General features: G+C 59.6%; 10 protein-coding genes and 1 pseudogene. 7 read left to right on the top strand and 4 right to left on the bottom strand.

The window, feature by feature from the left end:
• The 3 genes from EOA85_RS13280 to EOA85_RS13270 all read right to left on the bottom strand — a co-directional run.
• Nucleotides 1-1,976 (bottom strand): phosphoketolase family protein (locus EOA85_RS13280; RefSeq protein WP_164759633.1); only part of this gene is annotated, 1,976 nt, incomplete at its 3' end.
• A 125-nt stretch (nucleotides 1,977-2,101) separates the two neighbouring features.
• Nucleotides 2,102-3,709 (bottom strand): MBL fold metallo-hydrolase, encoded by a 1,608-nt coding sequence (locus EOA85_RS13275; protein ID WP_127209729.1) that lies wholly within the window; start codon nucleotides 3,707-3,709, stop codon nucleotides 2,102-2,104.
• A gap of 11 nt (nucleotides 3,710-3,720) precedes the next feature.
• Entirely contained in the window at nucleotides 3,721-4,557 is an 837-nt protein-coding gene (locus EOA85_RS13270; protein ID WP_127209728.1) for a universal stress protein, read from the bottom strand.
• Nucleotides 4,558-4,965: 408 nt separating this feature from the next.
• On the opposite strand from EOA85_RS13270, the gene EOA85_RS13265 reads away from it, so the two are divergent.
• The 4 genes and pseudogenes from EOA85_RS13265 to EOA85_RS13250 form a co-directional block, all read left to right on the top strand.
• A complete protein-coding gene (locus EOA85_RS13265; protein ID WP_127209727.1) occupies nucleotides 4,966-6,684 on the top strand; it encodes a monovalent cation:proton antiporter-2 (CPA2) family protein in 1,719 nt (572 codons plus the stop codon).
• Between the two features lie 194 nt (nucleotides 6,685-6,878).
• Nucleotides 6,879-7,172 (top strand): hypothetical protein, encoded by a 294-nt coding sequence (locus EOA85_RS13260; protein ID WP_127209726.1) that lies wholly within the window; start codon nucleotides 6,879-6,881, stop codon nucleotides 7,170-7,172.
• A 28-nt stretch (nucleotides 7,173-7,200) separates the two neighbouring features.
• Nucleotides 7,201-7,734 carry a MucR family transcriptional regulator gene (locus EOA85_RS13255; RefSeq protein ID WP_127209725.1) on the top strand — a complete coding sequence of 178 codons (534 nt, stop codon included), beginning with the start codon at nucleotides 7,201-7,203 and terminating at the stop codon, nucleotides 7,732-7,734.
• A gap of 65 nt (nucleotides 7,735-7,799) precedes the next feature.
• Nucleotides 7,800-7,962, top strand: a pseudogene (locus tag EOA85_RS13250) (transposase); the annotation flags it as partial.
• Nucleotides 7,963-8,277: 315 nt separating this feature from the next.
• Here EOA85_RS13250 and EOA85_RS13245 read toward each other — a convergent pair.
• A complete protein-coding gene (locus EOA85_RS13245) occupies nucleotides 8,278-8,556 on the bottom strand; it encodes a universal stress protein (protein ID WP_245485739.1) in 279 nt (92 codons plus the stop codon).
• A 794-nt stretch (nucleotides 8,557-9,350) separates the two neighbouring features.
• Here EOA85_RS13245 and repA point away from each other — a divergent pair.
• The 3 genes from repA to repC form a co-directional block, all read left to right on the top strand.
• The gene (gene repA / locus EOA85_RS13240) at nucleotides 9,351-10,559 is read left to right on the top strand and encodes a plasmid partitioning protein RepA (RefSeq protein WP_127209723.1); all 1,209 of its coding nucleotides are present in this window, start codon (nucleotides 9,351-9,353) and stop codon (nucleotides 10,557-10,559) included.
• Between the two features lie 75 nt (nucleotides 10,560-10,634).
• Nucleotides 10,635-11,621 carry a plasmid partitioning protein RepB gene (gene repB / locus EOA85_RS13235; protein ID WP_127209722.1) on the top strand — a complete coding sequence of 329 codons (987 nt, stop codon included), beginning with the start codon at nucleotides 10,635-10,637 and terminating at the stop codon, nucleotides 11,619-11,621.
• A 154-nt stretch (nucleotides 11,622-11,775) separates the two neighbouring features.
• The coding region (gene repC, locus EOA85_RS13230; protein WP_127209730.1) for a plasmid replication protein RepC at nucleotides 11,776-12,626 on the top strand (851 nt) is incomplete at its 3' end.

Below are 12,626 nucleotides of genomic sequence, written 5' to 3'. Positions count from 1 at the left end.
ACCCTGATCCTGAGCTCAGGAACATGGTGCCTGAGGATCTGGACGGCTGCCAGCGTCTCCAGAGTCGGAACGTCGCCGGCGCAAGCCATGACGACGTCCGGCTCCGCACCGTCCTCCGTCGATGCCCAGTCCCAGATGCCGATGCCCGCTTTGCAATGAACGATCGCCTTGTCCATCGACAGCCACTGCCAAGACGGCGGCTTGCCGGCGACGATGACGTTGATGCGGTTCCATGTCTTCAACACGTGTTCAGTGACGCAAAGCAAAGTGTTGGCATCCGGCGGCAGATAGACGCGCACGACGTCAGCCTTCTTGTTCAGGGCAACGTCGATAAAACCGGGATCCTGATGACTGAAGCCATTATGTTCCTGATGCCAGACATGGCTGGACAACAAATAGTTCAGCGATGCGATGGGTCGCCGCCACGGTATGTCCCGGCAGGCATCCAGCCATTTTGCATGCTGGTTGAACATGGAATCCACAATGTGAATGAACGCTTCGTAGCAGGAGAACAGACCGTGCCGCCCGGTCAATAGGTAACCTTCGAGCCAACCCTGGCAGGTATGCTCGGAGAGGATTTCGAGAACCCTGCCATCGGGGGCGAGATGAACGTCTTCGGGGAGGATCGTTTCCATCCAAGCTCGCTCGGTAACTTCGAACACGTCCTGAAGCCTGTTCGAGGCGGTCTCGTCCGGGCCAACGATACGGAAGTTCTTCGAGCCGTCGTTCAGCTCCATCACGCCACGTAGGAACTTGCCCATTACCCGCGTTGACTCGGCCTTAACCTCTCCGGGCCGCGCGACGGCTATCGCATGGTCGTGCAAGCCGGGTAGATCGAGGGACCGACGCAGCAGACCACCATTGGCATGCGGGTTGGCGCTCATGCGCCGCGTTGCTTGCGGCGCGGTGGCGCGGATCTCGGCAAGAGGTGCGCCGGCCTCGTCGAACAGTTCGTCGGGTCGATAGCTTTTCAGCCACTCCTCGAGCAGCTTGAGATGGGCGGGGTTTTCCGCAAGGCCCGACAAGGGCACCTGGTGCGCACGCCAGAAGCCTTCGGTCTTCAGTCCGTCGACCTCCTTCGGACCGGTCCAGCCCTTGGGGCTTCGCAGCACGATCATTGGCCATTTCGGTCGCGACACCAGCGCTACGGCACCATGGCGCGCTGCGTCCTGGATCGCTCTGATGCGATCCAGCGCGTCGTCGAGCACGGTCGCCATCAGCTCATGCATAATGGTCGGATCGTGTCCCTCAACGAACAGCGGTTCATAGCCATAGCCAATGAACAGCGCGCGCAATTCATCTTCGGGAATGCGGGCCAGGATGGTCGGATTGGCGATCTTATAGCCGTTCAGATGCAAGATCGGCAGCACAGCGCCGTCGCGCGCCGGGTTGAGAAATTTGTTGGAGTGCCACGCGGCGGACAGCGGCCCGGTTTCGGCTTCGCCGTCACCGACTACGCAGGCGACGACAAGGTCCGGATTGTCGAAAGCGGCGCCGAAGGCATGGGAAAGTGCGTAACCCAACTCGCCGCCCTCGTTAATCGAGCCGGGCACATCGGGCGCGGCATGGCTCGGAATCCCGCCCGGAAAGGAGAATTGCCGGAACAGCTTGCGCATGCCCTGCTCGTCCAGTGATATGTCCGGATTGAGCTCGCTATACGTGCCCTCCAGATAGGTGTTCGCCACCATTGCCGGGCCGCCATGGCCGGGGCCACAAATATAGATGACATTTGCATCCCTGAGCCGGATCACGCGGTTGAGATGCGCGTAGATGAAACTCAGCCCCGGCGACGTTCCCCAATGGCCAAGCAGGCGCGGCTTGACATGGTCCAGCCGCAATGGCTCGCGAAGCAGTGGATTGTCGAGCAGGTAGATCTGGCCGATCGTCAGATAGTTGGCAGCGCGCCAATGGGCGTCGATGTCGTGGAGCTCCTGGTCGGTCAACCGGCGCTCGGAGGCTGCTTTAGGCTCGGTCATGTCTGGCTCCCATTGCCTGTTGGCGACTGTCGCCGAACCGCGACATGCGCCTGTCTTCGTCGATCTACGGCGAACTACAGAAACGTATTCGCGCGCTTTCAGTTCGTGCTCACGTCGTGTGGCCTCTATGCATCGCTGTCCTCGAGCGCCCGGCGCATTCGCCTGACAATTGCGGCGCGGCCCCTTTCGTCGGCTGCGGCGCCAACCGCCTCGCTAATTTCCAGGAGAAGCTTTGAAAGGTCGTTGTGCCAGTCGAGACGGGCGATTTTTTCTGGCCTCAGGCGGCGCGGCTCATTAACGTCGATCGGCAAACAGCCGCGTGGTGACAACTGGAATGCGTCATCCAGCCTCGGCATGATGATCTTATCGTAGGGCATGATCCCTGTCAGCTTTTCGCGCAGGCCACCAAGCCCCCCTTCCTCGCCATGCGTCAGGAATACCACCTGCTTCACCGGGGTCCGGGCCTTAACCCAGGCGACCAGCTCGCCAGCGTCGGCATGGCCGGAATACAAATCGAACAAACGGATACGCGCCTTGACTTCGACCTCCTCGCCTTGGATGCGCACACGCCGCGCGCCGTCGAGAAGGATCCTGCCGAGGGAACCCTGGACCTGAAATCCAGCCATCATGACCGTGGCGTTCCGACGCCAGAGATTGGCCTTGAGATGATGACGGATACGCCCTGCGTCGCACATGCCGCTGGCGGCGATCACCACGAAGAAGCCGTTCAGGCGATTGATCGCCTTGCTCTGCTCTACCGTCTCGGTGAAACGCAACTCCCTCGAGTTGAGAGCCTGGCGCAGCACATTTCCCTGTTCGATTTCGTCGGCATGCCGTTCGAAAATCGCGCTGGCGCGCGTCGCCAATGGCGAGTCGACAAAGATCGGAGCCGTAGGCACGTCACCGGACTCCATAAGCAGGTAGAGATCGACCAGCAATTCCTGCGTCCGCTCGACGGCGAAGGAAGGAACGATCAGCGGGCCGTTCGCCTCGGCCGCGCCACGCACAATTTCGCCGAGCTGAGACCGACGCTGCTCGGGCGAAAAGTCCGGCCGGTCCCGGTCGCCATAGGTCGATTCACAGATCAGATAGTCAAAGCCTGCTGGGCCCTCGGGATCGGCCTGAAGCAGCTTGTGGTCCGGCCCTATGTCGCTCGAGAAGATGATGCGCAGCGGCGCATCATCTCGGTCAATCTCAAGCTCTACCGATGCTGAACCGAGCAAGTGGCCGGCGTTCCAGAGGCGGGCGCGAAGGCCCTCGGCAATGGTCGTCCATTCGCAATATTCCAGGGCCCGAAACAAGCTCATGCACGCGGCCGCATCCTCCTGCCTGTAGATCGGCTCGACCGGCTGACGCCCGCGCTGCACGTTGCGGCGGTTCAGCTGTTCCACCTCCATCTCCTGGATATGTGCCGCGTCGGGCAGCATGACGGAGCAAAGATCGATCGTGGCGCGGGTCGTGTGGATCGGGCCAGAAAAACCCTGCTTGACCAGTTTCTGCAGAAGGCCGCTGTGGTCGATATGCGCATGCGTCAGGATGACGGCGTCAATCGCCTCAGGCGCGAACGGGAACGCACCATAGTTCAACTCGCGCTCGGACTTCGACCCCTGGAACAGTCCGCAGTCGACGAGGATCCGTGCACGCGACGTCCCGATCTCATAGCACGAGCCGGTAACGCCGTGGGCAGCGCCGTGGAAACGCAGAACCGGATCCTTGTCGCGATCGCCTCTCATGCCACCAAGCCCTAGTGCGACAGGAGCACAGGCAAGCGCAGTTCCGAGAGAATACCTTCAGTCGCCCCACCGAGTACGAAGTCCCTGATACGCGAATGACCGTATCCGCCCATGACGAGCAGGTTGCCGCCGATCTTGAGGGCGTGCTCCTGGAGAGCAGTTCCGATCGAACGACCCTCAGCCTGAATCGAGGCGGCTCCGGCCGCCAGGCCACGCGTCCTGAGGCCCTGCGCAAGGCGTTCGCCGATGTCGCGCCCGGGGAGCGGCTTCTCGTCCGTCACGGTCACGACAGTTATCGTCGAAGCACGCTCCAAAAACGGCTGTGCGTCCGCAACGGCCCGTGCCGCCACGCGACTGCCATCCCACGCGATGACGACGTGGCCAAGGACGCCGACATCCGCGGCGTCGGGAAGAATTATGGTCGGGCGACCCGACCCGAACAGTATCGCCTCGGCAGCCATGCGTGCAGCCTGATTGTCCAACTCCCAACCGACCAGACAGACATCGAAATAGCGGGCCTCCTTTGCTGCAACATCACCCATCAATGCCGGCGGTGCCGTTATCTCTTGTGTAGTCAGGGTCACGCCGCCTTGCGAGGCTTCCCTCGCAACCGCCTGCAGCAAAGTGGTGCCGCACTTGCGACTGGCGGTTTCCACCTCGCGAATCTTGTTGGGAAGGTCGAGAAGATAGCTCGACAGCGCGTTCGAAACGTCGGGTATATCCACATTGATGGCGACAGCATGAAGCGAGGCCGCGATCTGCTTAACAACGGCGACTGCGTTCGCCGCTATTTTCGGAGGGGTCGGGTCCGGGTACGTCGTCAGTGACAGAGATGCTATTTGGTTCATCAGATTTCGCCTCCGTTGCGGCAAGATCAAGCGACCTCACGCCAGTGCAGGCTATCTGTAGAGGCAATGGACAGTGTCCAGCTTTGATCCACCGCAAACACGCGTGATCAAATACCAAAACGTTGGCGTCAGATAACAAGTAGGGCCGCAGGTCTCGATCTGCCGACGCCGCCGACAAATCGTCGCGCTCGGCGAGCGCGCAAATAGGCGAAACGGGCGATGATCGGGTGGCTGCCAGCCGATTCCGGTGACAACGTCTCTATCCTGTTCAAATCGCTGGCCATCTGACAAACACCTTGTTCGCATGAAGGCCGAGGTGTCTCCGGCCATCGCGGTGACTCTACTGACTGTGAGCCTGCGGATCCGGCTTGTTGCGCCGATGATGAAACTGTAGCAGACCGAAGCATCATGCCCGAAAGCGTCCCTCACGATTATTCTATCCTGCGCGACGCCGTCGTCTTCCTTGTGGCTTCTATCTTGGTCGTGCCCCTGGTGCGCAGGCTCGGCATTGATGCGGTCATCGGTTACTTGATCGCGGGCCTTGTTATCGGACCGTATGGTTTTGGACTCGTGAGCGAGGTTGAGGGAACGCACCGCCTCGCCGAGCTCGGCATTGTGTTCATGCTATTTGCGATCGGGCTGGAGCTGTCGTTCGATCGCCTTCGCACCATGGCGCTATATGTGTTCGGACTTGGCGTGGCACAGGTTGCCATCACGGGTGCTGTCATCGGAGCGGGGTCACTAGCGTTCGGAGGCACCATCGGACAGGCGGCGATAATCGGCGGCGCCCTCGCTCTCTCATCAACGGCTTTCGTGTTGCGCCTGCTGTCGGAACGCGGTGAGCTGTCCAGTCATCTCGGGCGGGTAGTTCTTTCCGTTCTGCTCTTGCAGGATCTCGCGCTCGTTCCCGGCTTGGCCGTTGTCACAGCGCTGGGCCAAGAGCCTGAAGAACTGGCCTGGACGCTCGCCGAGGCGGGCCTAAAGGCCACCGTGGCGCTAGTCATCTTGCTTGCCGCCGGGCGTCTGCTGCTTCGACCGCTTTACCGCGTCATCGCCGGCACGGGGAACGCGGAGCTTTTCATTGCTGCTACCCTGCTGGTAGTGCTCGGCACGGCCTGGGGTACCGCACTGGCCGGTCTCCCTATGGCCCTTGGCGCCTTTCTAGCCGGTCTCATGCTTGCCGGCACCGAGTACCGCCACCAGATCGAAGCCGATATCCGGCCTGTCAGAGGCGTCTTGTTGGGCTTGTTTTTCATCTCGATCGGCATGCTGGTCGACGTTGGCGTCGTCTTGCCTCTGCTCCACTGGATCCTGTTGGTCGCAGTTGCACTCATAGCCGTGAAGGCGCTGCTAATCCTCGGCCTATGTACGGCCTTCGGGTTGCCGCTGCCGCTCGCTGCAAGCGCTGGCCTGCACCTTGCCCAAGGCGGCGAGTTGGCTTTTGTGCTGTTCAGCCTCGCGATGGGCACCGAGGCGCTATCGGTCGAGACCGGTCAGTTCCTGCTTGCCGTCGTAGCCGTCAGCATGGCTACCACGCCACTTCTGGCCCGAGCTGGTCGAGCGGCCCAGAGCCAGCTTGAGCGACGGGGGCTACCCAGCAGAACTCAGTTGCAGACAGAGACCGAAGCTTACTCGGGCCATGTTGTCATTGCCGGGTTCGGGCGGGTCGGCCAGGTGATCGGCAGATTGCTCGACGAGCGTGGATACAGGTGGGTTGCAGTCGACCTCGACGCCAAAAATGTAGAGCGGTCCCGGAAGGAACGTCTACCGGTCTTTTTTGGCGACGCTTCTCAGGAGGAGATGGTGGCCGCAGCGAGAATCGATAGCGCAAAGGCCATGGTGATCACTCTGGACGACCCCGAGGCAGCCAAATCGGCTCTTGCGGCGCTGAGACGCAAACTGCCCGACTTACCGGTGATTGTCCGGGCGCGTCACCACGTGCATGTGCAAGAGCTGCTTGAGAAAGGCGCGACAACCGTGATGCCCGAAACGACGGAATCCAGCCTTCTCCTGGGTGCAGCTGTCCTTCAAGAACTCGGGGACAGCAAAACGGATGTGGATGCGGCCGTCAGGACCGTCCGCGAGCGTTCTTACCCCACGTCCCCAAGCGGCTCCGGCCTTCCCTGAGTCTGAGTGCCTGGCATTTACCGCCTCGCGGTGATCTGTACCCGCTCCATGCAATCGGGAACTCCACCGCTCTCGGCGGCTGGCGGATGAGCCGAATAGCTAACGCCTCCGGAGTGCATTCCTCGTAGGCCGCTGATCTGCGGCCTGACACTTGACGAGCACTTCGTCCAACGCGCCTTGAAGAGGCCTTCCTGATGGCCCTGCGCGAAGCCGGGCTGGCGATCATGGGGTTGTCGGCCGCCGATCGCGAGGGAGGATGCCGCGATCCCGATTGTGTCGGCTGTCGCATCCGGTGTGGTGAGCGACCGCGACCAAACTTGGTGGCCGAGTTAAACACACTGAATGCGCGGCTACAGCGTTTATCCGCGGCCGATCAGAACGATCATCCTTATAATATTGACGAGGGGATGTGGATTGTCGGAAGGAAACGGATTATTTGCCTGGCGGAGCGGGTAAATCACACTTCTTTAGTGAATCCGATAAGTTAGTGAATCCGATAAGACAAAGGAATATTCTATGGTCAATTCTCCCGAACGCGATGGCCAAACGGATATCGTGTCGATTGCCGCCGACATTGTTGCCGCCTATGTGTCGAACAATCCACTGCCGGTCGCCGAGTTGCCGAAGCTAATCGGCGATGTCCATGCCGCTCTGTACGGGATCGGCACGCCGGCAACGGAACCTGTGGTCAAACAGCAACCGGCAGTCTCGATCAGGAAGTCGGTCACAGCGGATTACATCATCTGCCTGGAAGACGGAAAAAAGTTCAAATCCCTGAAGCGCCATATCGGAGTTCACTACAATCTGAGCCCTGATGAATACCGGCAAAAGTGGAATCTACCTGCCGACTATCCAATGGTGGCGCCGAACTACGCGGCCACCCGCTCTGCGATGGCGAAATCAATTGGACTCGGGCGCAAGGCCGCGGTGCCTGCACCCGCACCGGCAGCAAAACCAAAACGGGCTGCTCGTGCGGCGGCAGCAGCAACAACCCCAGCAACAATCAAGTCGCCGATGAAGAAGGCGCGCAAGGCACCCGCAAAAGCGTAGCGGCTGAACCTGATAGCGGTGGCAAACCTGAATATAGCGAAGCCCCTCGCGCGATGGTCGGTGCCGGTGTCGGCACCGTCACAGCCACCGCCTTTGCCGCGGCCGTGGAGGATCCGTCGAACTTCAGAAAACTCGCGCGCCGTAGGCGCATGGGTAGGCCTGACCCCGAGACGCTACCAGTCCGGCGAAGTCGATAATGACGGCCATATCTCGCGCCGTGGCGACAAACCGACGGTGAAGATCACATTACTCGAGGAACATCCCGAGCACCTGCCCAAGCGCCTGATGATCCACAAGCCGATGAAGATCGGCGGCAAGATCCATTGGACCACCGAGCGGTTCCGGGGATGAGCGAGCGCCTCGAGGTATGCCTCTCCTATCAGAGCGACTCTTCCAGATCGTCGACGGCAGGCTTGCTGCCTTCGAATGCCCTGTCGAGGGCTTCAAGTTCGTCCGCGACCGCGGCGCTCGTGTCTAGCTGGACTGGCGCAGAACCGTGATCGCTGGCCAAACTGGACAGTATGATTTTACCGCGAGTCTGCGTCAGCGGAACATCAAGACGGGCATCCGGGAGCGGCGAACCAGGGCTTCGGTCGTGGAGCCGATGACCAGGCCGCGGATGCGCGAATGGCCGTAGGCGCCCATAACGAGCAGACCGATGCCGCGCGTTTCGACATGCGATCCGATGACCTCGTCCGGATCGCCCTGCAGGAGCAGACCCTCGACTTCGAAGCCCGCTTCGCGGAGACGGCGCACAGGCGCGTCGAGCTGGGAGCGGTTCTCGGCCGTGTCGGCGCCGACCGACAGCACCGTCGCCTTCACGCCTTTCAAGAGGCCGCTTGAAGCGACGAAGTCTATGCGCGGTTAATGCAATAATGCGCATCGCGAGCAGGCTCAGGGGCGGCGGCCCTTCTTAATCACGATGCGGAGCTCATGTGCCAAAGCAGGTACGTCACCGCCTCGGATCAGTTGGGAACCGGGCGCGATTGGCGCCCTCGGCTCCGTTAATTGATCCCCGACCCCGGAGGAAGTTGCCGATCTTGACAGCATGACATTAGCGTACACTAATATTATCTGTGAGCAGCGGCCCGCCCCCGCTTGCCCGCCACAAATCGAGGCCCAACCCGATCGGCCCGCGCTCTCCGCCCGAGGCGCGGGCTTGTTTTCGAAAAACAGACGAACATGCTGCAGTCGTCATTGCAGGACAACATTCCCGGATGGGGGTGATCGACAAGGCGCCATCCCCCTGCCCTGCCCTGGATCCGAAGCTTCGGTGGAGCGTCTTCTTGGCAAACGCAAAGTTTCACGTGAACTCGTCTTCCCCTAAATGGAAGGGGTGAGCAGCACCCGTGACGGCTTCCCGCACGGCATGATGATCGGCGATATACTTGCGAAGACTAGCTGACGGCTGCGGAAAGCAGGAAATTTGTCCGCTGACAAAATCGGGAAATTGTGTAGCCTATTCAATTGCATGAATCGGATCACGTGATTCCGCTGCCGCGAGGCCGTTGACCCTTTGTTAACTTAAAATTTCTTGCCGGATCGAACGAATCGGACATAATGACGCTTGCTTAGCGTCTTTGCGCCAAAAATCGTTTTTAGAGAGTGTCGATCTAATGAACGTGAGTTCGCCCGTTCCCACGAAAATCCCGTTGCTGTTCGAGAAAAGCATTCTCGAGCAGGGCGACCAGATATCGAAGAAGCTGCACCTACTCTCGATGCAGCGCTTCCCTCCCCATGCAAAGAAGAATCTTCGCTCGTTCTCGCTGGCCGAGGTTGCCACGTATCTTGGGGTCTCCCAAAGCCATCTGAAGAAGCTGCATCTGGAAGGCAAAGGCCCGGTGCCTGAAACCTCAACGTCGGGCAGGCGGTCGTATACTGCTGAACAGATGCTTGAGCTGCGCCAGTATCTCGACCAGTACGGGCGATCCGACGCCCGAATGTATGTTCCCCATCGGCGGCCGGGCGAGAAGCTTCAGATCCTAGCTGTGGTCAATTTCAAGGGCGGCAGCGGTAAGACCACCACCGCTGCCCACCTCGCCCAATATCTTTCGCTGACCGGGCACCGTGTCCTAGCTGTCGATCTAGACCCGCAGGCGTCGCTCTCCTCATTGCATGGGTTCCAGCCTGAACTCGACCAGACGAAATCGCTTTACGACTCGATTCGATATGACGACCAGAAGGTGCCTCTCTCGGAAATCATCAAGCCAACGAATTTCCCGGGCCTCGATATTGTCCCTGCGAACCTAGAGCTGCAGGAATTCGAATACGACACGCCTCTGGCAATGACCGACAGGTCCTCGAATGTGGGCAGGGCGTTCTTCACGCGAATCTCGACGGCATTGACGGAGGTCGACGATCGCTACGATGTCGTAGTTATCGATTGTCCGCCGCAGCTCGGGTATCTGACGATCACCGCACTGACCGCGGCGACGTCGGTGTTGATCACGATCCATCCGCAGATGCTCGACGTGATGAGCATGGGCCAGTTTCTGCTGATGCTCGGGAACATCCTCGAGCCGATCAGGGCGGCGGGTGCCGAGGTGAACCTGGAGTGGTATCGCTATCTTGTTACTCGATTCGAACCCACGGATCAGCCGCAAGCGCAGATGGTAGCGTTCCTGCATACGCTGTTTGGCGAATTCATTCTCAAGAACCAGATGCTGAAATCGACGGCGATTTCCGATGCGGGGATTACCAAGCAGACCCTCTACGAAGTTGAGAAGAATGCGATGACCCGTTCCACATACGAGCGGGCAATGGATGCGCTGGAAGTCGTAAACGGTGAAGTCGCCGACTTGATTCATAAAGCATGGGGGCGCTGACTTTTGTCCGCTGACAAAATCGGATCTTTTTCGAATGCATTCAATGGACTAGGCGCTATCTGGAGGTAGACAAATATGGCACGTAAGAACCTTCTTGCAGGCCTCTCAGAAACGGAGACCGACGATCAGGTGTCGTCTACCTCCACGGCGGCATATCCGATCCGCGGCGCTTCGAAATCTATGATCCGCTCAGTCAATGAGTTGGCAAAGCAAGCGGATGCGTATCTTGAAGGCGAGCATGTGGTCGAACTCGATCCAAACGTCATCGACGGCTCGTTCGTTTCCGACCGCATGGGCGACGACAAGGAGCAGTATCAAGAACTGCTGGAAGCGATCCGGGAGAGGGGTCAGGATACTCCCATACTTGTTCGTCCGCATCCCGGTATCGACGGCCGCTACATGATCGTTTTCGGCCATCGCCGCGTCCGAGTTGCCGGCGAACTGGGGCGGAAGGTGAGGGCGGTCGTCAAGGAGATCGACGACAAGACTCATGTCATTGCCCAGGGTCAGGAGAATTCTGCTCGGGCAAATCTCAGTTTCATCGAGAAGGCGATGTTCGCAAAGCGCCTTGAAGACTTAGGATACGACAGAGATGTCATCTCGTCGGCATTGGCCTCGAACGCCGCTGCTGTCTCGAAGATGGTGTCAGTTGTCACAAGGATTCCGGCATCTGTCATCGGCAAGATTGGGTCAGCTGCATCTGTCGGTCGCGAGCGGTGGGTAGAACTGTCCCTGCTTGTCGGCAGGAAATCCGACATGGTTACTGAAATCCAGTCCGAACCCGAATTCGGTGAGTTGGAAAGCAACGAACGCTTCGCAAGGTTGCTTGCGGCCCTGAATGCCAAGGGGAAGCCCGGTCGCAAGGCCAGTGTAAAGCCCGAGGCACAATCTTGGGCTCCTGAGGACAAATCAGTTAGCGTCAGTGTCAAGAAGGCAGGCAGGGCCGTCACAATCGCTGTGAAGGAGACAGATGGCGGCCGCTTTGGAACGTGGATTTCCGACAATCTGGGCGACCTTTATGAGGCGTTCAGGAAGTCGGAGAGGACAGCAACAGGAGACTGAACCGCAAAAGAAAAAGGCCCCCGACGGCGAACCGTGGAAGCCCTTCTCGATCTGTAGCAAGCCGAGAATCTCATTTCCACGAATCAGTGTCAAGAGTTTTAAGCGTCGATTCGGCGGACGGATTTCTTTTGCCTAATTGAAGGCGAAGGAAGAAATGGAGACGGGTATTGCAACGACGCCCTTTGGGCGGCGGCCGATGTCGCTTGCCATGCTGGCAGCGCAAAACGAGTCACGTGAGATCCCCAAAGGCAGGATCGTCGACAAGTGGCAGATCTATCGCAACCTCTGCGAGGGCAAGAGCATCATCGGCATCGGCGATCGCGCCCTGGCCGTCCTGAATGCGTTGCTGTCATTCTATCCTGACAGTGAGCTGAGCGAGGAAAACGGCCTCATCGTGTTTCCCTCGAACGCACAGCTGTCCCTCAGGGCGCATGGCATGCCCGATTCCACCTTGCGGAGGAACCTGGCGGAACTGGTGGATTGCGGTCTGGTCATCCGTCGGGACAGCCCGAACGGCAAGCGTTATGCACGGAAGGGCAGGGGCGGGGAGATCGAGGAAGCATTCGGCTTCTCCTTGGCGCCGCTGCTGGCCCGTGCTCAAGAGTTCGAGGCGGCGGCCGAGCGTGTTCGCGCCGACAACAGGGCGCTCAGGCTTATGAGGGAACGCATTACGCTGCACCGCCGGGATATCCACAAGCTGATCGAGGCGGCCGTTGAGGAAGACGTGACGGGCGACTGGGGAGGCCTGTGGAGGCGTTTCCGCGCCGTTGTGGAGACAATTCCGCGCCGTGCCCGCATTGCCGAGCTCGAGCCTGTCGTGGCCGATCTGGCCGCGTTGCGTGATGACGTGGATAAGCTGCTTGAAATCCATATGGAATCTACGAATCCGAGCGGCAATGAGTCCCAAAGCGAGCGGCAGCAATCTGATTCAAATACCGACTCTATTTTTGAATTTGAACCTGCTTTGGAAAAAAGCGGGGCGGCGGCCGAGCCACTAACGAGGAC

This window comes from Mesorhizobium sp. M5C.F.Ca.IN.020.29.1.1 (genome assembly GCF_003997375.1).
GTDB lineage: Bacteria > Pseudomonadota > Alphaproteobacteria > Rhizobiales > Rhizobiaceae > Mesorhizobium > Mesorhizobium wenxiniae.
This window is presented reverse-complemented; position numbering and strand designations above follow the sequence as displayed.